This window comes from Cupriavidus sp. GW821-FHT07C08 (assembly GCF_059419025.1).
The window spans coordinates 87,213-109,489 of the sequence record NZ_JBWKQZ010000025.1 but is presented as its reverse complement, the minus strand read 5'-3'; the positions used below and the strand labels follow the sequence as shown (position 1 = coordinate 109,489).

Sequence of the window (22,277 nt, the reverse complement as noted above, 5' to 3'; positions counted from 1 at the left end):
TGTCTGTGTGTTCGGGACTCAGGCCGTCAGGCCGAGGCGGGCGGCGGCGGCCGCAAGGTGCTGCTGTGCGGCGTCGCGGGCGGCCGCGGCGTCGCCGGCGGCAATGGCTTCGGCCAGCGCCGCATGTTCCTGGTCGGCGGCGCGCGGCGCGCCTGTCGTCACGCTCAGCCGCGCGGTGTTCTCCCAGGCGCGCTGGCGCGCCGCCAGCATCTGCTGGCTGACGAAATCGGTCAGGCCGGTAAAGCAGGGGTTGTGCGCGGCCTCGGCAATGGCATGGTGGAAGGCCATGTCGGCCGCGGCCGCGCTGGCCATGTCGCCCTGGCCGTCGGCCTGTGTCTGCATCGCCGCCAGTGCGCCGCGGATGGCATCAATATCGGCATCCGTGCGCCGCTGCGCGGCCATTTCCGCGCAAGCGGTTTCCACCACCCGGCGCAGTTCGAACAGCTGCGCCAGTGTCGGGCCGCCGTCGGGCGCGCTGGCCACGCGCCAGGCCTGGCCGCCCGGCGTCTCCGACACATAAGCGCCCGAGCCCTTGCGCGTCACCAGCACGCCATCGGCCTTCAACTGGGCGATGGCCTCGCGCACGATCGGCCGGCTCACGCCGAAGGTGTCGGCCAGGCTGGCCTCGGCCGGCAGGCGCGCGCCCGCGCCATAGCGGCCGGCGAGGATATCGTCGTGCAGGGTCTGGGCGATACGGCTGGCGAGGGAGGCCGGGCGAGGCAGGATGGTCATGGCTTGATATGTCAGGCTGTCAGACAGCTTTTGCGGATTTTCGGCCTAACTTTGCGGCGCGTCAAGGTTTCCGTAGGGGGCGAATGCTACACATGCGGCCTTAGTCAATCGCCGAGGGCTTAATTTCGCCGCCCCGGCGCCGATAGAAGCCTGATACAGGTGGCGGATCCTGCGCGTCAGCTCCGCCCAGGGCTTGCCATGCCCCGTGGCGTCCAATGCCGGGGCCTACTGCGAACAGCCATGATCCAGCTCACACCTAACGATCTTCCCGTCGGATACCCGCTGCCCTGGTCATTGCTCGATGGCGAGGGCAACCTGGTGCTCGGCAGCGGCAGTGTCATTCCCGATGAACGCGACCTGGCGCTGGTGTTCCACCATGGCGTGGTCTGCCGCGAAGATGGCCACGACGATGCCGATGACGAACTGCGTCCGACCACCGGGCCGCTTGGCCTGCAGGTCGGCACGCTGCTGCATGTCAAGCATGAGGGCGAGGCCGCGCGCCCGGCCGCCAGCCGCCTGATCGGTTTTATCGAGCAGGGCCTGTTTGTCACCTGGCCGCAGCTCGGCGGGCGCGACCTGCCGCTGCAGGCGGGCGATGCCGTGCTGCTGCGCGGCTTCTCCGGACAGGCCATCCACAGCTTCACCTCGACCATCACCGCCGTATGCCGCAGCCCGTTCCGCTACCTGGTGCTGTCGGCGCCGGTGCAGAAGCACGCGACGCCGGTACGCAAGGCCGCGCGCGTGCCTACCCGGCTGGCCGCCTACCTGACCGAGCCCGGCGATGACGACGGCATCGACACCGGCACGGCGCGGCTGGCGCTGCTGTCCGACCTCAGCACCGGTGGCGCGCTGGTGCAGACCACCGCGCCGGCGCCGGCGCCGGGCAGCCGCGTACGGCTGCGCTTCAAGATGCGCACGGCGTCGCTGGACAGCGAGGTCATCATCGACGGCTGGGTCCGCCTCGCGCCCCCCGGCGCGGCCAGCGACGATGCCGACTTCCCGGCCTTCGGCGTGGCCTTCGACGTGCTGGCCGAGCGCGAGCTGACGCTGCTGCAGTGCTACATCTACGAACAGCTGCTTTCCAGCACCCGCATGCCCTTGCAGCCCGCGGCTGTAGCGGCCGTTTAGAGGGAATCCGCTAATGTTTTGATTGTCTCGTCGGGGAGGCCAGTCTTTACTGCTTCCAACATAAAAAGACCCACCACCGAGGAGACAAGATGGAGCACAGCGGACACCACGCGTGCGGACAACGCACGCCCGCGCTACGCGAGCAGAAGGCCGGCAAGGCCTGGCGCAGGCTCGCAGGCACAGCCGCGCTGGCCGTGGCGGCCATGCTGGCGCAGCCGGCGCCGGCCCTGGCCGCGAGCGGCGACTACGCGAAGACGCGCTACCCGATCGTGCTGGTCCACGGACTGACCGGCGCGGCCAGGATGGGTGGTGTGCTCGACTACTGGTATGGCATCCCCGAAGTGCTGCGGGCCAACGGCGCGCAAGTCTATGTGGCCACGGTGCCGTCGTTCAACAGCGACGAAGAGCGCGCGCTGGCGCTGCAGGCCTATGTGCGCGCGGTCAAGCTGGAAAGCGGCGCCGACAAGGTCAACCTGATCGGCCACAGTCAGGGCGGGCCGACCTCGCGCATGCTGGCGGCGATGTCGCCGCAGGACGTGGCCTCGGTCACCACCATCGGCAGCCCGCATCGCGGCAGCGAAGTGGCCGACACCGTGCTGGACCTGATCAATGGCGTCAACAGTATTCCGATCGCCGGGCCGGTACTCGTCGGCATCATCCAGGGCGTGCTCGATACGGTGGGCTGGTTCAACGGCATCGGCAACGGGCAGGCGCTGGACCAGGATGCGCTGGCCTCGCTCAAGATCCTGACCACGCGAGGCGCCGCCGAGCAGAATGCGCGCCTCGATGCCACGCTGGTGCCCGGCACGAAATCGGCACTGGGGCCGGATTGCAATACCGCTGGCGCGGTGTCCGAGCAACGACAGGCGCGCGATGCCGCGGGCAACCTTGTCACCCATACCCAGGCCGCGTATTCGTGGACCGGGCAGGGCGGGCCGTTCAGCCTGCTGCGCTCCAACCTGCTGGACCCGACCACGGTGATGATGTCGACCTCGGCCGGGCTGATGGACCTGAAGGGCGCCGGCCCCAATGACGGGCTGGTCTCGGTCTGCAGCAGCAAGTGGGGCCGGGTGCTGGCCACTGGCTACTACTGGAACCACCTCGACGAGGTGAACCAGATGGCCGGCCTGTACCAGGACGTCGATCCGCGCACAGTCATCCTCAGCCACGCCAACCGGCTGCGCAATGACCAGCTCTGAGCGCTCGCCGCGGCTCTGGCTGGCCTTGCTGCCGGCCGGCGCAGCGGCGGCAGCGGTGTACTGGCTGACGATGCCGTCCGGCCCGGTCGTCGTGCCGCAGCGCACGGCAGCACTCACCACCGCCGCGAGTCCTTCGACCACATCGGCTGACGCCGGACCCGCCGGCGTGGCTGCGCTGCCATCGCTGTCCGGCGTCGACGTGCCCGCGGGCCCCGAACTCGACGCGCAGGGCAACCTGCGGCTGACGCGCGCGCTGCGCACCTACTTCGACTACTTCCTCAGCGCCCGCCACGACGCCGGCGGCGCGGATGCGCTGGACCAGCTGGTGCACGACGATATCCGCCGCCGCGTGCCGCAGCCCGCGGCAGGGCAGGCGTGGCAGCTGTGGCAGCGCTACCTGACCTATCTTGCCGAGATTCAACCGCGGGCCACCCGCAAGCCGCGGGCGGATTCGAACGGCACGCTGGATGCGGCGCAGGTGCAGCAGCTGCGCGCGCTGCAGGCTGAGCGCAACGGTGCGCGGCAGCGCCTGCTGCCGGAGGTGGCGGCAATCTGGTTCGGCGACGAGCAGGTGTATGACGATGCCATGCTGGCGCGGCTCGACATCGCGGCGCAATCCCGCCTGGATGATGCGCAGCGGCAGCAGCGGCTGGCCGAACTCGAAGCCATGCTGCCCGAGCCATTGCGCGCGGCACGGGAGGCCAGCGCGCGTCCGCAGGCGATCAGCGACACCATCGCCGGCATGCAGGCCGCCGGCCGCAGTGCGCAGGACATCGGCGCGGCATTGGCGCAGGCCTACGGCCCCGACGTGGCGCAGCGCTACCAGCAGCAGGCGCAAGCCGGGCAGGCCTGGCAGCAGCGCTACGACGACTACGCCGCGCGCCGCGCCCAGATCGAGGCCTTCCCGGGGTTGTCGGAGCAGGACCGCCGGCAGCAGCTGGATGCGCTGCGCAGCCAGGCCTTCGGCAATCCCAGCGAAGCGCTGCAGGCCGAGGTCGTCGACAAGGCGATGGCCGCGCGGCGGCAGGCACGATAGCCGCGCTGCATCGCCCAAAGAAAAAAACGGCACCGGGTTCCCGGTGCCGTTTTTACAGCCGCTGGCTCGGCAGGTTTACATCCCGACGTAGTTCGGACCGCCGCCGCCTTCCGGCGTCACCCAGACGATGTTCTGGGTCGGATCCTTGATGTCGCAGGTCTTGCAGTGCACGCAGTTCTGCGCATTGATCTGCAGACGCTCCTTGCCCGACGTCTCGTCCTGCACGAACTCATACACACCTGCCGGGCAGTAGCGCGACTCGGGGCCGGCGTACTTGTCCCAGTTGATGTTGACCGGCACGCTGGCGTCCTTGAGCGTCAGGTGCGCCGGCTGGTTCTCTTCGTGGTTGGTGTTGCTGATGAACACCGAGCTGAGGCGGTCGAAGGTCAGCTTGCCGTCCGGCTTCGGGTATTCGATCTTCTGGCACTCGGCCGCGGGCTTCAGGTACACATGGTCCGGCTTCACGCGGTGGATGGTCCACGGCGGGTTGCGGATGCCCAGCTTGGGCAGCAGCCATTGCTCGATGCCGGTCATCAGCGTGGCGGTAGTGCGCCCCCTCTTGAACCACTGCTTGAAGTTCTTGGCCTGCAGCAGTTCCTTGTGCAGCCAGCTCTGCTCGAACGCAGCCGGGTAGGCGGCCAGCTCGTCGTGCTGGCGGCCGGCCTGCAGCGCGTCATAGGCGGCCTCGGCGGCCATCATGCCGGTCTTGATGGCGGCGTGGCTGCCCTTGATGCGCGAGGCATTCAGGTAGCCAGCATCGCAGCCGACCAGCGCGCCGCCCGGGAACACGGTCTTGGGCAGCGACAGCAGGCCGCCGGCGGTGATGGCGCGCGCGCCGTAGGAGAGGCGCTTGCCGCCTTCAAAGTACTGGCGGATTTCCGGATGCGTCTTGAAGCGCTGGAATTCCTCGAACGGCGACAGCCACGGGTTGGTGTAGTCCAGGCCGACCACAAAGCCGACCGCGACCTTGTTGTCTTCCATGTGGTACAGGAACGAGCCGCCGTAGGTGGCGGGGTCCAGCGGCCAGCCGGCGGTGTGCACCACCAGGCCGGGCTTGTGCTTGGCGGGATCGATCTCCCACAGTTCCTTCAGGCCGATGCCATAGCTCTGCGGATCCTTGCCAGTGTCGAGCTTGAATTTCTCGATCAGCTGCTTGCCCAGGTGGCCGCGCGCGCCTTCGGCGAAGATGGTGTACTTGGCATGCAACTCCATGCCCAGCTGGAAGTTCTCGGTGGGCTCGCCTTCCTTGTTGATGCCCATATTGCCGGTGGCCACGCCCTTGACCGAGCCGTCTTCGTTGAAGAGCACTTCGGCGGCGGGGAAGCCCGGGAAGATCTCCACGCCCAGCGCTTCGGCCTGCTGGCCCAGCCAGCGCACGAAGTTCGACAGGCTGATGATGTAGTTGCCTTCGTTGTGGAAGCACTCGGGCAGCAGCGCGGGCGGCGTGCCCTTGGAGCCGGACTCGTTCAGGAACAGGAACTTGTCTTCGGTGACCGCCTGGTTCAACGGCGCACCCAGTTCCTTCCAGTTCGGGATCAGCTCATTGAGGGCGCGCGGATCCATGATGGCGCCCGACAGGATGTGGGCGCCGGGCTCGGAGCCCTTTTCCAGTACGCACACGTTGACGTCGGCGCCTTTCTCCTGCGCGAGTTGCTTCAGGCGGATGGCCGTGGCCAGGCCGGCGGGGCCGCCGCCGACGATGACCACATCGTATTCCATGGCTTCGCGCGGGCCGAACTGCTCCAGGAGCTGTTGCTGATCCATTGTCTCTAACCCTCTATTTCTTTGCTGCGTGCTTGCAATTGTGGGAAATGCGGTGATCGTTTTGCCGAGAACCGGGCCAGCGCGCGGATTGGAACCGCGGGTGGGTGAGTTGGCAGCGATTTGGGGTCCAAAGACGCCCGGATCGCGCGTTTTCCCTCTTTCCCTTTGCTGGCCAAGTTCTTAGAATCTCCGGCATTGTCCGGGACTCGCCACCCACAGGCAAGGATTTTTTTGGAACGGTCGTTCTTTTTTTTGATATGCTGCCTTCTGCTCCCGCATAGGCCGGAGGAGCTCCCGCACAAGAGGTAATCATGGGTTTGTCGATCAATCTGGAAGGCAAGGTCGCGCTGGTCACCGGCGCTTCAAGCGGGCTGGGCTCGCGTTTCGCCACGGTGCTGGCCGCCGCCGGCGCCAAGGTGGTGCTGGCCTCGCGCCGAACCGAGCGGCTCAAGGAACTGCGCGCGGCGATCGAGGCCGAGGGCGGCAGCGCCCATGTGGTGCGCCTGGACGTCACCGACCCGGACAGCATCCGCGCCGCGGTGGCACACGCCGAAACCGAGGCCGGTTCCATCGACATCCTGGTCAACAACTCCGGCGTGTCGACCACGCAGAAGCTGACCGATGTGACCGCCGATGACTTCGATTTCGTCTTCGACACCAATACCCGCGGTGCCTTCTTCGTCGCCCAGGAAGTGGCCAAGCGCATGATCGCGCGCGCCAAGGGCGCCGAGCGCAACGGCAGTCCGCTGCCGCAGGCGCGCATCGTCAATATCGCCTCGGTGGCCGGGCTCAAGGTGCTGTCGCAGATCGGCGTCTATTGCATGAGCAAGGCGGCCGTGGTGCACATGACCAAGGCCATGGCGCTGGAATGGGCGCGCCACGGCATCAATACCAATGCCATCTGCCCGGGCTATATCGACACCGATATCAATCACCACCATTGGGACTCGGACGCCGGGCAGAAACTGATCCAGATGCTGCCGCGCAAGCGCCTGGGCAAGCCGGAGGATCTCGACGGCCTGTTGCTGCTGCTGGCATCCGATCAGTCGCAATTCATCAACGGGGCTGTCATTACCGCCGACGACGGCATGGTCTGACCGCCTGATCGCTGACCGGGGGCGCAAGGCCCCCTGCATCCCGGCTGTGCGCCAAAAGTGCCGCGGGATGGCCAGATTGCACACCCAGGGCTTATCCGGTCCCCTTGGGTGCGCCGTCGTCAGCACACATCAACAATCAGAAAATTCGTGCGTGATGGGCCAGTCTTGGCATAATCCGCCATGTCTGCAGATTAAGTCTTTACATACAAATAGAAAAACGCCGCGGCGGCCGCATGGCCCGAGCGGCCCGGACCGGAGGCCGGGGAGATGGAGCAACAAGAAGAGGCACGGCGCAACGCCGTGCCGCAACACGTCGTCGATTCCGCGGTGATCCCGCAGGCCGCCGACGAAGCGCAGGACGCTGAATTCCGGGTATCGCCCCGCATCGAGGACTGGATTGGCGTGATCGTGATGGTGCTGCTGGTCGGCATCACCTTCGCCAACGTGGTGGTCCGCTATTTCACCGACGAATCGTTTGCCTGGACCGAGGAGTTTTCGGTCTTCCTGATGATCGTGCTGGCGCTGGTCGCCGGCAGCGCCGCGGTGGCGCGCGACCGCAATATCCGCATCGAATTCTTCTTCGAGCGTGGCAGCGCGGCCCGGCAGCGGCGCCTGGCGATCCTGTCGGCGCTGGCCGTGGCGGTGATGTTCATCGCGCTGGCAGTGCTGGGGGCGCGCATCACGTGGGACGAATACACCTTTGGCGAGACCTCGCCGGGCATCGGCGTGCCGAGCTGGTGGTACTCGATCTGGCTGCCGGTGCTGTCGGCCGGCATCGCGCTGCGCGCGCTGGGGCTGGTGCTGCGCAACGTGCGCGCGCTCAAGGCGCTGCATGCCGCCAGGGCAGGCACGCTGGAGCAGGCGCCATGACTCTCGTTGCCATCATCCTGTTCGTGGTCTTTATCGGCCTGATGCTGCTGGGCGTGCCCATCGGCGTGTCGCTGGGCCTGGGCGGCCTGGTTGCCATCGGCCTGTCCAATCTCGATACCCAGATGTTCGGCCTGCTGGCCGTGCCGCAGAACTTCTACGCGGGGCTGGCCAAGTATCCGCTGCTGGCGATCCCGATGTTCGTGCTGGTCGGCTCGATCTTCGACCGCTCCGGCGTGGCGCAGCGGCTGGTGACCTTTGCCATCGCCATCGTCGGCCGTGGCCCGGGCATGCTGCCGCTGGTGGCGATCCTGGTGGCGATGTTCCTGGGCGGCATCTCCGGTTCCGGTCCGGCCAACGCGGCCGCGGTGGGCGGAGTGATGATCGCGGCGATGTCGCGCGCGGGCTATCCCGGCTCGTACAGCGCCGCGGTGGTCGGCGCGGCGGCAGCGACCGACATCCTGATCCCGCCGTCGGTGGCGTTCATCATCTACAGCGTGCTGGTGCCCGGCGCGTCGGTACCGGCGCTGTTCGCGGCCGGCATGATTCCGGGCATCCTGGCCGGCGTCGCACTGATCGTTCCGGCGGTGTGGCTGGCGCGCAAGCACAATATGGGCGCGATCGAGGCCGGGTTGCCGCGCCCGCCGTTCTGGAAGAGCCTGCGCGAGGCCGCCTGGGGCCTGGTGGCGCCGTTCCTGATCCTCGGCGGTATGCGCGCCGGCTGGTTCACGCCGACCGAGGCCGCCGTGGTGGCCGTAGTCTACGGTCTCTTTGTCGGCATGGTGGTGTACCGCAGCATCGGCATGCGCGACCTGTTCACCATCTTCCAGGAGGCGGCCGAGACCTCGGCGGTGATCCTGCTGGTGGTGGCGCTGGCCGGCATCTTTGCCTATGCGCTGTCGACACTCGGCGTGATCGACCCGCTGGCGCATGCCATCGCCACCTCCGGGCTGGGCGAGTACGGCGTGCTGGCGCTGATCGTGCTGCTGCTGATGACGGTGGGCATGTTCCTGGACGGCATCTCGATCTTCCTGATCTTCGTGCCGCTGCTGCTGCCGATCTCCAATGCCTTCCACTGGAACCCGGTATGGTTCGGCGTGGTGCTGACGCTGAAGGTGGCGCTGGGCCAGTTCACGCCGCCGCTGGCCGTGAACCTGATGGTGTCGTGCCGGATTGCCCGCGTGCGCATGGAAGAGACCGTGCCCTGGGTGATCTGGATGCTGCTGGCGATGTTTATCGCCATGCTGATGGTGCTGGCCTATCCGCCGCTGGCGACCTGGCTGCCTGAGTACCTCGGCTACTGATGTTCCGCATTCACAAACAAGAATTGACGCTTTCCCGAGAGGAGATGAAATGAAACGTCGTGCCCTGATGCTCGCAACGGCTGCCGCCATTGCCGCTTCCGCCTTCGCCCCCGCCGGCGCAATGGCCCAGACCTACAAGTCCGAGTACAAGATGTCGCTGGTGCTCGGCCCGGCCTTCCCGTGGGGCAAGGGCGGCGAGATCTGGGCCGACCTGGTCAAGCAGCGCACCAACGGCCGCATCAATATCAAGCTGTACCCGGGCACCTCGCTGGTGGCCGGCGATCAGACCCGCGAATTCTCGGCGATCCGCCAGGGCGTGATCGACATGGCGGTGGGCTCGACCATCAACTGGTCGCCGCAGGTCAGGGAACTGAACCTGTTCTCGCTGCCGTTCCTGATGCCCGACTACAAGGCGCTGGACGCGCTCACGCAGGGCGAAGTCGGCAAGTCGCTCTTCACCACACTGGAAAAGGCCGGCGTGGTGCCGCTGGCCTGGGGCGAGAACGGCTTCCGCGAAGTGTCCAACTCCAAGCGCGAAATCCGCAAGCCGGAAGACCTCAAGGGCATGAAGCTGCGCGTGGTCGGTTCGCCGCTGTACATCGAGACCTTCAACGCGCTGGGCGCCAACCCGACCCAGATGAGCTGGGCGGACGCGCAGCCGGCGATGGCCTCGGGCGCGGTCGACGGGCAGGAGAACCCGCAGTCGGTGTTCGCCGCCGCCAAGCTGTACACGGTCGGCCAGAAGTTCGTCACGACCTGGGGCTACGTGGCTGACCCGCTGATCTTCGTGGTCAACAAGCAGATCTGGGAAAGCTGGACCCCGGCCGACCGCGAGATCGTCAGGCAGGCCGCCATCGACGCCGGCAAGCAGGAAATCGCGCTGGCCCGCAAGGGCCTGGCCGAGGCCGGCGCGCCGGCATGGAAGGACATGGAGGCGCACGGCGTCAAGGTCACGCACCTGACGCCGGCCGAGCATGACGTCTTCCGCAAGGCCACCGCCAAGGTCTACGACAAGTGGAAGAAGCAGATCGGCACCGACCTGGTGACCAAGGCCGAAGGCGCGATCGCCAAGCGCTAAGCCACGCAGAGGGCCCGCCAGTATTGGCGGGCCTGTTCCTTTGGAGACTGTGATGAAGCACGTCTATACGGTGGTCATGCCGATCCGCTGGGGCGACATGGATGCCATGGGCCATGTCAACAACACCGTCTATTTCCAGTACCTGGAGCAGGCGCGCATCGAGTGGTTCGCGTCGCTGGGCCGCGGCGGCAAGGATGCGGGCGGGCAGGGGCCGGTCATCATCAATGCGCATATGACCTTCCTGAAGCAGCTGCGCTATCCGGGCGACATCGAGTGCCGCGTCTACGCCGGCCAGTTCGGCCGCACCAGCTTCGAGACCCGCATGGAAATCCGCCGCACCGACCTGCCCGACGTGGTCTGGGCCGAGGGCGGGGCCAAGGTGGTGTGGTGCGATTACACGCAGGAGAAGTCGGTGCCGGTGCCGGCCGAGATCCGCGCGATCATCGAGGGCTGACGCCCGCCACAGGGCTCAATGGTTGACCAGCCGCTGCACCAGGTCCACCGAGGTACTGGCCCCGTACTTCTTCATCAGCCGCGCCCGGTAGATGTCCACCGTGCGCGGGCTGATCGCCAGCAGCTTGCCGATCTGCTTGCTGGTCTTCCCCTCCACCAGTTGCGCCGCGATCTCGCGTTCGCGCGCGGTCAGCTCGGCCGTGACCTGGCGCTTCTGCGACAGGTCCTCGAAGGTCCAGATCCCGGCGCCCAGCGGTTGCGTGCGGTCCAGCGCGCGCCCGGTGACATGGCACCAGAACAATTCCCCGCCGGCGCGCTTCATGATGCGCTCGTCCGAGTACATGCCGCGCTTGCCCATGATTGGCACGATGCGCGCGCCGGTGCGCTCGAATTCGTCGGCGGTGGGGTAAAGCACCTGGAAGGACTGGCCCAGCAGCGCCTCGCGCGTGGTGCCGAAAATGCGGCAGACCTCCTCGTTGCAGTCCTCGATCACGCGTTCGCGTGACAGCACCAGGCCCACGGGGGCGAGCTGGAAGGCGGTCTGGTAGTCGATTGCGGGCATCTGCTTATGTATTTTTACGTAATGGCGTAGCCGGCTGCGCTTGCGTATGCTGTCGGTCGGACGAGTTGCGGCGACTGTCGCCCGCCTGTTGCCGATTGTACCGTTACAATTTCCCTGCGTCGCCCGCCGCACAACCCGGTGGCGGGAAGAGCGACAGGGAACTACCGAGGAAGGAGCGAAGCATGAACAAGGTCTACGCCAGCGCCGCAGAAGCGCTTGCAGGCGTCGTCCGCGACGGCCAGACGATCGCCGTTGGCGGTTTCGGCCTGTGCGGCATCCCCGAGGCGCTGATTGCCGCGCTGCGCGACAGCGGCGCCAAGCAGCTGACCTGCATCTCCAACAACGCCGGCGTCGATGGCTTCGGCCTGGGCCTGCTGCTGGCCACGCGCCAGATCAGGAAGATGATCTCGTCCTACGTGGGCGAGAACAAGGAGTTCGAGCGCCAGTACCTGGCGGGCGAACTGGAGCTGGAATTCACGCCGCAAGGCACGCTGGCCGAGAAGCTGCGCGCCGGCGGCTCGGGCATCCCGGCCTTCTTCACCAAGACCGGTGTCGGCACCATCGTCGCCGAAGGCAAGGAAATCCGCGAATTCGACGGCCAGCAGTACGTGATGGAGCGTTCGCTGACCGCCGACGTCGCGCTGGTCAAGGCATACAAGGCCGACAAGGCCGGCAACCTGGTGTTCCGCCGTACCGCGCGCAACTTCAACCCGATGTGCGCGATGGCGGGCAAGGTCACCATCGCCGAGGTCGAGCATATCGTCGAGACCGGCGAACTGGACCCGGATGAAATCCACCTGGCCGGCATCTTCGTGAAGCGCCTGGTGCTGAACACCACCCCCGAGAAACGCATCGAGCAGCGCACCGTGCGCGCGGCCAGCTGAGGAGACCCATCATGGCATGGACACGTGACGAAATGGCCGCGCGCGCCGCGACCGAGCTGCAGGACGGTTTCTACGTCAACCTGGGCATCGGCCTGCCGACGCTGGTGGCCAACTGGGTGCCGGAAGGCATGGAAGTGTGGCTGCAGTCCGAAAACGGCCTGCTGGGCATCGGCCCGTTCCCGACCGAGGACGAAGTCGACGCCGACATGATCAACGCCGGCAAGCAGACCGTGACGACGCTGCCGGGCTCGTCGATCTTTTCTTCGGCGGACTCGTTCGGGATGATCCGCGGCGGCCACATCAACCTGGCCATCCTGGGTGCAATGCAGGTCAGCGAGAAGGGCGACCTGGCCAACTGGATGATCCCGGGCAAGATGGTCAAGGGCATGGGCGGCGCGATGGACCTGGTGGCCGGCGTCGGCCGCGTGGTGGTGCTGATGGAACACACCGCCAAGAAGAAGGACGGCACCGAGGACATCAAGATCCTGAAGGACTGCAACCTGCCGCTGACGGGTGTTGGGGTGGTCAACCGCATCATCACCGACCTGGGCGTGATCGACGTGACCGAGGCCGGCCTGAAGCTGGTGGAAACCGCTCCGGGCGTCAGCCGCGAGGAAATCCAGGCCAAGACGGGCGCGCCGCTGCTGTAAGCGGGCTGAGCTCCGAAGCCTGACAGGGCCCCTGCGGTGCGATGCGCCGCAGGGGCTTTTTTGTCAGGTCGCTCCGCCTTGGAACTCCCCGGCCGGGCTACGCCAGCCGGCTGCACTCCCTAGCTCTTCCGGCGAATAGCCCGGCAGCATCGCTGCGCACTATGCTGGCTGCTCTCCGGCAAGGCGCAGACCCTGTCGCGGTCGAACCCTCACGGAAGGTGCGTCATGCCGGCTTCCCCGAACCAATCCTTGCCACTGGTCTACGCCTGCTCCGGCTGCTCCAGCGTGGCGCAACTGGCCAATGCCTGCGCGGTGCGGCTCGACCGCAGCGGCCGTGCGGAAATGTCCTGCATCAGCGGCGTGGGTGGCGGCGTGCCGGCGCTGACGCGGGTGGCGCGCTCGGGGCGGCCGATCCTGGCGCTGGACGGCTGCCCGTTGGCCTGTGTCAAGGCCTGCCTGGCCAGCGCGGGCGTGGCGGCGGACCGGCACCTGGTGCTGAACCGGCTCGGCGCGACCAAGCGGCAGCACGGCGCATGCACCGAGGCCGAGGAACAAGCGATCTGGGGAGAGGTAGAGGCGGCACTGACGAGCCTGGCAGCCGCAGGCTGAAGCCGGGCGCGCCGTGGCACGCCCGGTGCGGCAGGTCAGCCGGCCTGCTTGTTGTAGCTTGCGAACACCGAAGCGGCGCCGTCCGCTTTTACGATCAGCACGTCGAACGGGTCCTTGCGCGGGCCCTGTTCCATGCCGGGCGAGCCGACCGGCATGCCCGGCACGGCCAGCCCGACGGCCCTGGGCTTTGCGGCCAGCAGCTTGCGGATATCCGCCGCCGGCACATGGCCCTCGATGGCGTAGCCGCCGACATACCCGGTGTGGCAGGAGCCAAAGCGTTCCGGCATGCCGAAGCGCTTGCGGTACACGCCGGTGTCCTCGACATCATGCACCGACACGGTGAAGCCGTTGCTGCGCAGGTGCTTGACCCAATCCTCGCAGCAGCCGCACAGCGGGCTCTTGTAGACGTCGATGGCAAGCGGCCTGGCGGCTTGCGCCAGCGCGCCGGCCACCGGTGCCAGCGCCCCGGCCGAGACCGCGCCCAGCACCAGCGCGCGCAGGAAACTGCGTCGTTGCATCGCTTGCTCCTTACTGCGCCACCCAGCCGCCGTCCATGTTCCAGATCGCGCCGCGGACCTGGCGGGCCGCTTCGGACGACAGGAACACGGCCAGCGCGCCTAGCTCATCGGGCGTCACGAACTGGCCCGAGGGCTGCTTCTCCAGCACCAGCTCGCGCTTGGCCTGCTCCACCGGAATGCCTTCCTTCTGCGCGCGGGCTTCGACCTGCTTCTGCACCAGTGGCGTGAGCACCCAGCCCGGGCAGATCGCGTTGGCGGTGACACCGGTCTGTGCGGTTTCCAGCGCGGTCACCTTGGTGAAGCCGACGATGCCGTGCTTGGAGGCCACGTAGGCGGACTTCTGCGCCGAGGCCACCAGCCCGTGGGTGGAGGCAACATTGATGATGCGGCCCCAGTCCTTCTGCTTCATGCCGGGCAGCGCCAGGCGCGTGGTGTGGAAGGCCGAGGTCAGGTTGATGGCGATGATCGCGTCCCAGCGCTCGGGCGGGAAATCCTCGATGGCGGCCACGTGCTGGATGCCGGCGTTGTTGACCAGGATGTCGGCGCCGCCGAAGTCGGACTGCGCGTAGCGCATCATGTCTTCGATCTCGGCCGCCTTGCTCATGTCGGCGCCGTGGTAGCCGACCTTGATGCCCTGGCCAGCCTGCGCGATCTCGCTCTTTGCGGCGTCCACATCACCAAAGCCGTTGACGATGATATTGGCGCCCTGCGCAGCCAGCGCCTTTGCAATGCCGAGTCCGATGCCGCTGGTCGAGCCAGTCACAAGTGCGGTCTTGCCGTTGAGCATGTAAGCCTCCGTCGAAAGAGAGATTCCACAGGAAAGGCGGACCGGGATGGCCGGACCGCGGGGTCTGGCGCAGCAGCGCACCGGCTTGGCGGCGCGTGCGGTGGCGCAGACAGTGTGCTGTGGCATTGTACCCGCTGCGGCGTACAATCCAGCTTTGCTCAACCTCCGGCAGCACCGTCTTTTTGCGGTCCGCGGTCCGGTTCGCCAGGGAGTCCAGATGTCTGCCAGTCCGCGTCTCGGTTTTGTCCAGTGCATCAGTCCGGCGGGCCTGCACCGCATGGCCTACCACGAGTGGGGCGACCCCGCCAATCCGCGCGTGCTGGTGTGCGCGCATGGGCTGACGCGCACCGGCCGCGACTTCGACACCGTTGCCAGCGCGCTGTGCGGCGACTACCGCGTGGTCTGCCCCGATGTGGCCGGGCGCGGCCGCTCGGAATGGCTGGCCGATGCCAACGGCTACGTGGTGCCGCAGTACGTCGCGGACATGGTCACGCTGATTGCGCGGCTCAATGTGGAGAAAGTGGATTGGTTCGGCACCTCGATGGGCGGGCTGATCGGCATGGGCCTTGCCGGGCTGCCGAAGTCGCCGGTGCGCAAGCTGCTGCTCAACGACGTGGGCCCGAAGCTGGCGCCCTCGGCGGTGGAGCGGATCGGCGCCTACCTGGGGCTGCCGGTGCGCTTCAAGACCTTCGAGGAAGGCCTGGCCTACCTGCAGACCATCAGCGCATCGTTCGGGCGCCATACGCCCGAGCAGTGGCGCGAGCTCAACGCCGCCATCCTGAAACCGGTGCAGGGCACGGATGGCCTGGAATGGGGCTTGCATTACGATCCGCAGCTGGCGGTGCCGTTCCGCAAATCCACGCCCGAGGCCATTACCGCCGGCGAGGCCGCGCTGTGGCGCAGCTTCGAGGCCATCGAAGGCCCGGTGCTGGTGGTGCGCGGCGCGCAGTCGGACCTGCTGCTGCGCGAGACCGTGGCCGAAATGGTGGCGCGCGGCAAGCATGTGAGCTCGGTGGAAGTGCCCGACGTGGGCCATGCCCCGACCTTTGTCGATCCGGCGCAGATTGCGATCGCCCGGCAGTTTTTTACCGGGGCCTGATGGCATCGCATGCCGGCCTTGTTTTTATCAGTCAACGCATTGTCATGAGTAACCTTGAACTGAAGCGCGCCCACGTGGGCAAGCGGTTGTCCGAATACGCGGTCTATAACGGTGTGGTGTATCTCGCCGGTCAGGTGCCCGAGGTCGATCCCAAGGCCGATATCCGCGGCCAGACGCGCGAGGTCCTCGGCCATATCGACCGCCTGCTGGCCGAGGCCGGCAGCGACAAGACCCGCATCCTGTCGTGCCAGATCTTCCTGACCAATGTCGACCAGATCGGCGAGATGAACGAGGTCTGGGACGCCTGGGTGCCGCAAGGCAACACGCCCCCGCGCGCCACCGTCGAAGCCCGCCTGGCCAATCCCGATTACCTGATCGAAGTGGTGGTGACCGCTGCGCTCAACTGATGCAGGCGTTGTGACATGGTGACGTCCACCGACCTGACCGGTCGGGTCGCGGGCATTCCGGATGCCGAACTGGTCGAACGCGCACTGGCCTACGTGCGCGAGCATGGTGCCGAGGTAGCGCTGCCCACCGGCGAGACCGTGCTGGGGCACGCGCAGGGCATGCTGCGCATCCTCGACGGCCTGCGCGTCGACGACGCCGCGCGCGCCGCCGCCTGCCTGTTCGGGCTGGTGGCCTTCGTGCCCGGCACCGAGGCCGAGATCGCGCCGCGCTTTGGCGACGAGGTGGCGCGGCTGGTCGACGGTGTGCGGCAGCTGCTGCGCATCGGTGCCATCGCCGGCAGCCGCCCCGAGGCCGAGCCGGCCGCGCCGTCCAAGAACGAAGCGCAGGCGCGCCACGAACAGGTCGAGGCGCTGCGCAAGATGCTGCTGGCGTTTGCTCAGGACATCCGGGTGGTGCTGGTGCGCCTGGCCTCGCGGCTGCAGACCCTGCGCTGGATGGCCGAGACCAAGCAGGCGCCGCAGCCCGGCGTGGCGCGCGAAACGCTGGACATCTACGCGCCGCTGGCCAACCGCCTCGGTATCTGGCAGATGAAGTGGGAGCTGGAGGACCTGGCGTTCCGCTTCGAGCAGCCCGATACCTACAAGCGCATCGCCAAGCTGCTGGATGAAAAGCGCATCGAGCGCGAAGGCTATATCGCCAGCGCCATCGAACGGCTGCAGTCCGAGCTGGCGACCGCCGGCATCCCTGCCGAGGTCAGCGGGCGGCCCAAGCATATCTACAGCATCTGGAAGAAGATGCGCGGTAAGGAGCTGGATTTTGCCGACCTGTACGATGTGCGCGCCTTCCGCGTGATCGTCGACGATATCAAGGACTGCTACACGGTGCTGGGTATCGTCCACCATATCTGGCAGCCGATCCCGCGCGAGTTCGACGACTACATCTCGCGGCCCAAGGCCAACGGCTACAAGTCGCTGCATACGGTGGTGATCGGTGATGACGGGCGCGCCTTCGAGGTGCAGATCCGCACCCACGAGATGCACCACTTCGCGGAATACGGCGTGGCCGCGCACTGGCGCTACAAGGAAGCGGGCAGCCGCGGCTATGCCGGGCAGTTTTCCGCCAGCGAGCGCTATGACGAGAAGATTGCCTGGCTGCGCCAGCTGCTGGCGTGGAAGGACGATGCCGACCACAGCGTGGCGCACGATGAATCGTGGGAGCAGATCAAGCACGCCGCGATCGACGACCACATCTACGTGCTGACGCCGCAGGCGCGCGTGGTGGCGCTGCCGCAGGGCGCCACCGCGGTGGACTTTGCCTACTACCTGCACAGCGATCTCGGCCACCGCTGCCGCGGCGCGCGCGTGGACGGCACCATGGTGCCGCTGAACACGCCGCTGAAGAACGGCCAGACCGTGGAGATCATCGCGGTCAAGCAGGGCGGACCGTCGCGCGACTGGCTCAACGCGGACCTGGGCTACCTGGCCAGCAGCCGCGCGCGGGCCAAGGTGCGGGCCTGGTTCAATGCGCTCGATTCGCAGGAGACCATCGCCCAGGGCCGCGTGCTGATCGACAAGACCCTGCAGCGCGAAGGCAAGACCGCGGTCAAGCTGGAAGACCTGGCCACGCGGCTGGGCTTCAAGATGCCGGAGGACCTGTTTGCGGCAGTGGCCAAGGATGAGTTCAGCCTGCGCCACGTGGAGCACGCGCTGCGACACCCGGAGGGCGAGATCCAGGCGCCGCTGAGCGAGGAAGACGCTGTCACCAAGAAAAGCCGTGCCACCAGCGTGGCGCGCGGCGCCAAGAGCGGCGTGCTGGTGGTGGGGGTGGATTCGCTCATGACGCAGATGTCGCGCTGCTGCAAGCCGGCGCCGCCGGACGACATCGTCGGCTTTGTCACGCGCGGGCGCGGGGTGTCGATCCATCGGCGCAGCTGCCACACCTTCCAGCAACTGGCCGGGCGCGCGCCGGAGCGGGTGATCCAGACCGAGTGGGGCCAGAAGAGCCACGCCGCGGTCTACCCGGTCGATATCCATGTCGAGGCGATCGATCGCCAGGGGCTGCTGCGCGATATCTCCGAAGTGCTGTCGCGCGAGAAGATCAACGTCACCGGCGTGAAGACGCTCTCCAGCAAGGGCGTGGCGCGCATGCAGTTCACTGCCGAAGTGTCCGAGGCCACGCAGCTGCAGCGCGCGCTGCAGTTGATCGAAGACGTCCAGGGGGTGTTGCAGGCGAAAAGAAAGTGATGCTATACTTGCGGCTTCGCTAGGCTCGTAGCTCAGCTGGTTAGAGCACCACCTTGACATGGTGGGGGTCGTTGGTTCGAGTCCAATCGAGCCTACCAACGAATTGCAGTAAAGCAGTAAAAAGAAGTGTGGCAAGTCCGATTCAACCCCATACGGAACGGAAGGGCATCATGGTTATGACACCGCGAACTACTACCGCTGGCAAGCGACAGTAGTCGAGGTGCGCCTTCGACCCGGTTGGATCGGGTTTGACAAAGAGAAACGCGGCCTTGGCCGCGTTTTTTTTCGTCTGTCGCCTGCCAGCGCCCTGATAAGCTGCCGCCTTTCCGGTGCGGCAGAGCAGGGCCGTAAAGAATAAATCGCCAGTCCCGCAGGCATGCCGGGGCCGGTGCCACAAGATGCAGTTTGATCCGCTCAGGCGATGCGCAAGGCGCAGCTAGCGGAACCTGGAGAGTCGAAATGATCGCAATCACGCTGCCGGATGGGTCCCGCCGCGAGTTTCCCGGCCCGGTGACGGTTGCCGAAGTGGCGCAGAGCATCGGCGCCGGCCTGGCCAAGGCCGCGCTGGCCGGCAAGGTGGACGGCCAGCTGGTCGACACGAGCTACAAGATCGACCGCGATGCCGAGCTGGCCATCGTCACGGACAAGGACGCCGATGGCGTCGATGTGATCCGCCACTCCACGGCGCACTTACTGGCCTATGCCGTCAAGGAGCTCTATCCGGAAGCGCAGGTGACGATCGGGCCGGTGATCGAAAACGGCTTCTACTACGACTTTGCCTACAAGCGTCCCTTCACGCCCGAAGACCTGGCCGCCATCGAGAAGAAGATGACGGAGCTCGCCCGCAAGGACGAGAGGGTCGTGCGCGAAGTGTGGAACCGCGACGAAGCGGTGGCGCTGTTCGAGTCGATGGGCGAGAAGTACAAGGCCGAGATCATCGCCTCGATCCCCGCCGACCAGGAAATCGGCCTGTACCGCGAAGGCAGCTTCGTCGACCTGTGCCGCGGCCCGCACGTGCCGTCCACGGGCAAGCTGAAGGTCTTCAAGCTGATGAAGGTGGCCGGCGCCTACTGGCGCGGCGATGCCAACAACGAGATGCTTCAGCGCATCTACGGCACGGCCTGGGCGAAGAAGGAAGACCAGGAAGCCTACCTGCACATGCTGGAAGAGGCTGAGAAGCGCGACCACCGCAAACTGGGCAAGACGCTCGACCTGTTCCACCTGCAGGAAGAGGCGCCCGGCATGGTGTTCTGGCATCCGAAGGGCTGGCAGGTGTGGCAGGCCGTCGAGCAATACATGCGCGGCCGCCTGACGGACGCCGGCTACGATGAAGTCCGTACGCCGCAGGTGATGGATCGTTCCCTTTGGGAAAAGTCCGGCCACTGGCAGAACTACAAGGAGAACATGTTCGTCACGGAGTCGGAGAAGCGCGACTACGCGATCAAGCCGATGAACTGCCCGGGCCATGTGCAGATCTTCAACCACGGCCTGCGTTCGTACCGCGACTTGCCGCTGCGCCTGGCCGAGTTCGGCGCCTGCCACCGCAACGAGCCGTCGGGCGCGCTGCACGGGCTGATGCGCGTGCGCGGCTTTGTGCAGGATGATGCGCACATCTTCTGCACGGAAGAGCAGATCGTGGCGGAGGCCAAGGCCTTCAACGAGCTGGCGTTCTCGGTCTACGACGACTTTGGCTTCAAGGACGTGAAGGTCAAGCTGTCGCTGCGCCCGGACCAGCGTGCTGGCTCGGACGAGGTCTGGGACCACGCCGAAGAGGGCCTGCGCCTGGCGCTGCGCGCCTGCGGCGTGGATTGGGAAGAGCTGCCGGGCGAGGGCGCCTTCTACGGCCCCAAGGTCGAGTACCACATCAAGGACGCGATCGGCCGCTCTTGGCAGTGCGGCACGCTGCAGCTTGACCTGGTGCTGCCGGAGCGCCTGGATGCCGAATACGTCTCCGAGGACAACTCGCGCAAGCGCCCGGTGATGCTGCACCGTGCCATCCTGGGTTCGTTCGAGCGTTTCCTGGGCATCCTGCTGGAAAACCACGCCGGTGCGTTGCCGGCCTGGCTGGCCCCGGAGCAGGTGGTGGTCATGAATATTGCGGATTCGCAGGCGGAATACGCCGAAAGCGTCGTGCAATTGCTGCAAAAACAAGGGTTTAGGGCCAAGGCCGATTTGCGTAATGAGAAAATTACGTATAAAATCCGCGAGCATTCGCTTCAAAAGGTTCCCTACCTGCTGGTAGTGGGCGACAAGGAGCGGGATGCCAGTCAAGTGGCCGTGCGTGCCCGTGGCAACGTGGATCTGGGTGTGATGCCCGTCTCCGCGTTTGTTGAGCGTCTGCAAAACGACGTCGCCAGCAAAGCCTGATGGGTGGTGAGCACGGCTTGTTTTTTTGTCTTCTTGAGGTAACGCAACATCGCTACGGACAAAGGTCATCGCATCAACCGGGAAATCAGCGCGCCTGAGCTGCGCCTGGTAGGGGTTGATAACGAACAGCTCGGCATCGTCAAGTTCATGGACGCACTGCGGCTGGCTGAAGATAAGGACTTGGACCTGGTCGAGATCGCGCCGAACGCGGTTCCGCCCGTCGCCCGGATCATGGATTACGGGAAGTTCAAGTACGAGGAAGCCAAGCGCGCCCACGAGGCGAAGCTGAAGCAGAAAATCATCCAGGTCAAGGAAGTCAAGTTCCGGCCGGGTACGGATGATGGCGACTACAACGTCAAGCTGCGCAACCTGAAGCGCTTCCTGGAAGATGGCGACAAGACCAAGATCACGCTGCGGTTCCGTGGTCGCGAGATGGCGCACCAGGAAATCGGCGCGCGCATGCTCGAACGCCTGAAGGCGGACCTGGAAGAAATCGGCCAGGTCGAGCAGATGCCGAAGATGGAAGGGCGCCAGATGGTGATGGTGCTCGCTCCCAAGAAGAAGAAGTAATTCCTGCGCGGTGCAGCGGCCGGGATGCCAGGCATCCCGGCGTTGCCTCGTGCGGAAGTCGCGCGCGGCCCGCAAGGGCCGCTGTGCAACAACAAGTGGATGCGGGTCTTGCAAGCGTCGGCGTGAGCCGTCCACCTGCATGCATGTCATATGAGCTGGAGTTTTTCATGCCGAAGATGAAGACGAAGAAAAGCGCCTCCAAGCGCTTTACTGCCCGTCCGAACGGTTCGTTCAAGCGTGGCCAGGCCTTCAAGCGTCACATCCTGACCAAGAAGACCACCAAGAACAAGCGTCAACTGCGCGGTACTCAGGACGTCCATGAGACGAACCTGAAGTCGGTGCGCGCGATGATGCCTTACGCATAACCCCTGACGAAAACGAAAGGAGAATTACATGCCTCGAGTAAAGCGTGGGGTCACTGCACGGGCCCGTCACAAGAAAGTCATCGATGCTGCCAAGGGTTACCGCGGCCGTCGCAATAATGTCTATCGCATCGCCAAGCAGGCGGTCATGCGTGCTGGCCAGTACGCATACCGCGATCGCCGCAACAAGAAGCGCGTGTTCCGCGCCCTGTGGATTGCGCGTATCAATGCCGCGACGCGTGAGCATGGCATGACCTACAGCGTGTTCATGAACGGTCTGAAGAAGGCCTCGATTGAACTGGACCGCAAGGTGCTGTCGGACATGGCTATTCACGACAAGCCTGCCTTTGCCGCCATCGTCAACCAGGTGAAAGCCACCGTTGCCTGATGCCGGCTGCGGCAGCGCGTAAGCGCTGCCGGGCAAGCACCGACCGCAAGGTCGACCGCTGACCGCAAGGTCCGCTGAAACGGGGCTCCTCACCGAGCCCCGTTTTTATTTCGAATGCCGTTTCAGTTGCCGGTATCCGGTGCCGAGACCGCATTCGAAACGAACACCGCAC

General features: G+C 66.1%; 23 protein-coding genes and 1 tRNA gene. 19 read left to right on the top strand and 5 right to left on the bottom strand.

Annotation, left to right across the window (positions count from 1 at the left end; all coding sequences use genetic code 11):
- Positions 1–18: 18 nt before the first annotated feature.
- Positions 19–732 (bottom strand): FadR/GntR family transcriptional regulator, encoded by a 714-nt coding sequence (locus AC07UK_RS27115; protein ID WP_436221308.1) that lies wholly within the window; start codon positions 730–732, stop codon positions 19–21.
- 240 nt (positions 733–972) lie between these two features.
- On the opposite strand from AC07UK_RS27115, the gene AC07UK_RS27110 reads away from it, so the two are divergent.
- The 3 genes from AC07UK_RS27110 to AC07UK_RS27100 all read left to right on the top strand — a co-directional run bounded on the left by AC07UK_RS27110 (position 973) and on the right by AC07UK_RS27100 (position 4,095).
- On the top strand, positions 973–1,860 hold the full coding sequence (locus tag AC07UK_RS27110; protein WP_436221309.1) for a flagellar brake protein: 888 nt from the start codon (positions 973–975) through the stop codon (positions 1,858–1,860).
- Between the two features lie 89 nt (positions 1,861–1,949).
- The gene (locus AC07UK_RS27105) at positions 1,950–3,059 is read left to right on the top strand and encodes an esterase/lipase family protein (RefSeq protein ID WP_494686830.1); all 1,110 of its coding nucleotides are present in this window, start codon (positions 1,950–1,952) and stop codon (positions 3,057–3,059) included.
- Complete coding sequence (locus AC07UK_RS27100) at positions 3,046–4,095, top strand: lipase secretion chaperone (RefSeq protein WP_494686829.1); 1,050 nt, start codon at positions 3,046–3,048, stop codon at positions 4,093–4,095. The genes AC07UK_RS27105 and AC07UK_RS27100 overlap by 14 nt, the downstream gene beginning before the upstream one ends.
- Positions 4,096–4,170: 75 nt before the next feature.
- Here AC07UK_RS27100 and AC07UK_RS27095 read toward each other — a convergent pair whose 3' ends face one another.
- Positions 4,171–5,859, bottom strand: a complete 1,689-nt coding sequence (locus AC07UK_RS27095) for an electron transfer flavoprotein-ubiquinone oxidoreductase (protein WP_494686828.1) — start codon at positions 5,857–5,859, stop codon at positions 4,171–4,173.
- Between the two features lie 311 nt (positions 5,860–6,170).
- Here AC07UK_RS27095 and AC07UK_RS27090 point away from each other — a divergent pair, with 311 nt between their 5' ends.
- The 5 genes from AC07UK_RS27090 to AC07UK_RS27070 all read left to right on the top strand — a co-directional run bounded on the left by AC07UK_RS27090 (position 6,171) and on the right by AC07UK_RS27070 (position 10,659).
- On the top strand, positions 6,171–6,956 hold the full coding sequence (locus AC07UK_RS27090) for an SDR family oxidoreductase (RefSeq protein WP_018310306.1): 786 nt from the start codon (positions 6,171–6,173) through the stop codon (positions 6,954–6,956).
- Between the two features lie 267 nt (positions 6,957–7,223).
- On the top strand, positions 7,224–7,826 hold the full coding sequence (locus tag AC07UK_RS27085) for a TRAP transporter small permease (protein ID WP_436221313.1): 603 nt from the start codon (positions 7,224–7,226) through the stop codon (positions 7,824–7,826).
- Positions 7,823–9,127, top strand: a complete 1,305-nt coding sequence (locus AC07UK_RS27080) for a TRAP transporter large permease (protein WP_436221314.1) — start codon at positions 7,823–7,825, stop codon at positions 9,125–9,127. Before AC07UK_RS27085 ends, AC07UK_RS27080 begins: the two co-directional genes overlap by 4 nt.
- Positions 9,128–9,176: 49 nt before the next feature.
- On the top strand, positions 9,177–10,205 hold the full coding sequence (locus tag AC07UK_RS27075; protein ID WP_436221315.1) for a DctP family TRAP transporter solute-binding subunit: 1,029 nt from the start codon (positions 9,177–9,179) through the stop codon (positions 10,203–10,205).
- Between the two features lie 52 nt (positions 10,206–10,257).
- Positions 10,258–10,659 (top strand): acyl-CoA thioesterase, encoded by a 402-nt coding sequence (locus tag AC07UK_RS27070; RefSeq protein ID WP_494686827.1) that lies wholly within the window; start codon positions 10,258–10,260, stop codon positions 10,657–10,659.
- A 15-nt stretch (positions 10,660–10,674) separates the two neighbouring features.
- Here the strand turns inward: AC07UK_RS27070 and AC07UK_RS27065 are convergent, their stop codons facing one another.
- Positions 10,675–11,220 carry a LuxR C-terminal-related transcriptional regulator gene (locus AC07UK_RS27065; RefSeq protein ID WP_436221316.1) on the bottom strand — a complete coding sequence of 182 codons (546 nt, stop codon included), beginning with the start codon at positions 11,218–11,220 and terminating at the stop codon, positions 10,675–10,677.
- A gap of 182 nt (positions 11,221–11,402) precedes the next feature.
- Between AC07UK_RS27065 and AC07UK_RS27060 the strand changes: the two genes are divergently transcribed.
- From AC07UK_RS27060 to AC07UK_RS27050, 3 genes are all read left to right on the top strand, one after another.
- Positions 11,403–12,104: a CoA transferase subunit A gene (locus AC07UK_RS27060; protein ID WP_010813110.1), complete on the top strand. Its 702-nt coding sequence runs from the start codon at positions 11,403–11,405 to the stop codon at positions 12,102–12,104.
- A gap of 11 nt (positions 12,105–12,115) precedes the next feature.
- On the top strand, positions 12,116–12,754 hold the full coding sequence (locus AC07UK_RS27055) for a CoA transferase subunit B (protein WP_013956320.1): 639 nt from the start codon (positions 12,116–12,118) through the stop codon (positions 12,752–12,754).
- A 225-nt stretch (positions 12,755–12,979) separates the two neighbouring features.
- A complete protein-coding gene (locus tag AC07UK_RS27050; RefSeq protein ID WP_436221317.1) occupies positions 12,980–13,363 on the top strand; it encodes a putative zinc-binding protein in 384 nt (127 codons plus the stop codon).
- A 35-nt stretch (positions 13,364–13,398) separates the two neighbouring features.
- Here the strand turns inward: AC07UK_RS27050 and AC07UK_RS27045 are convergent, their stop codons facing one another.
- The gene (locus AC07UK_RS27045) at positions 13,399–13,881 is read right to left on the bottom strand and encodes a DUF411 domain-containing protein (protein ID WP_436221318.1); all 483 of its coding nucleotides are present in this window, start codon (positions 13,879–13,881) and stop codon (positions 13,399–13,401) included.
- 10 nt (positions 13,882–13,891) lie between these two features.
- Positions 13,892–14,668, bottom strand: a complete 777-nt coding sequence (locus tag AC07UK_RS27040; protein ID WP_436221319.1) for a 3-hydroxybutyrate dehydrogenase — start codon at positions 14,666–14,668, stop codon at positions 13,892–13,894.
- Between the two features lie 217 nt (positions 14,669–14,885).
- Here AC07UK_RS27040 and phaZc point away from each other — a divergent pair, with 217 nt between their 5' ends.
- The 8 genes from phaZc to rplT all read left to right on the top strand — a co-directional run bounded on the left by phaZc (position 14,886) and on the right by rplT (position 22,105).
- The gene (phaZc, locus tag AC07UK_RS27035; RefSeq protein ID WP_436221320.1) at positions 14,886–15,767 is read left to right on the top strand and encodes a 3-hydroxybutyrate-oligomer hydrolase PhaZc; all 882 of its coding nucleotides are present in this window, start codon (positions 14,886–14,888) and stop codon (positions 15,765–15,767) included.
- A gap of 44 nt (positions 15,768–15,811) precedes the next feature.
- Complete coding sequence (locus AC07UK_RS27030; RefSeq protein WP_010813105.1) at positions 15,812–16,174, top strand: RidA family protein; 363 nt, start codon at positions 15,812–15,814, stop codon at positions 16,172–16,174.
- Between the two features lie 15 nt (positions 16,175–16,189).
- Positions 16,190–18,418, top strand: coding sequence for a RelA/SpoT family protein (locus tag AC07UK_RS27025; RefSeq protein ID WP_436221321.1), 2,229 nt, complete (start codon positions 16,190–16,192; stop codon positions 18,416–18,418).
- Between the two features lie 21 nt (positions 18,419–18,439).
- Positions 18,440–18,516: transfer RNA gene (locus AC07UK_RS27020), tRNA-Val, on the top strand.
- A 361-nt stretch (positions 18,517–18,877) separates the two neighbouring features.
- Positions 18,878–20,785: a threonine--tRNA ligase gene (gene thrS / locus AC07UK_RS27015; protein WP_436221322.1), complete on the top strand. Its 1,908-nt coding sequence runs from the start codon at positions 18,878–18,880 to the stop codon at positions 20,783–20,785.
- A gap of 48 nt (positions 20,786–20,833) precedes the next feature.
- Positions 20,834–21,355 carry a translation initiation factor IF-3 gene (infC, locus tag AC07UK_RS27010; RefSeq protein ID WP_078195944.1) on the top strand — a complete coding sequence of 174 codons (522 nt, stop codon included), beginning with the start codon at positions 20,834–20,836 and terminating at the stop codon, positions 21,353–21,355.
- 167 nt (positions 21,356–21,522) lie between these two features.
- Positions 21,523–21,720, top strand: coding sequence for a 50S ribosomal protein L35 (gene rpmI, locus AC07UK_RS27005; protein WP_006575466.1), 198 nt, complete (start codon positions 21,523–21,525; stop codon positions 21,718–21,720).
- Between the two features lie 28 nt (positions 21,721–21,748).
- Positions 21,749–22,105, top strand: a complete 357-nt coding sequence (gene rplT, locus AC07UK_RS27000; protein ID WP_008650487.1) for a 50S ribosomal protein L20 — start codon at positions 21,749–21,751, stop codon at positions 22,103–22,105.
- The last annotated feature ends 172 nt before the right edge of the window (positions 22,106–22,277 follow it).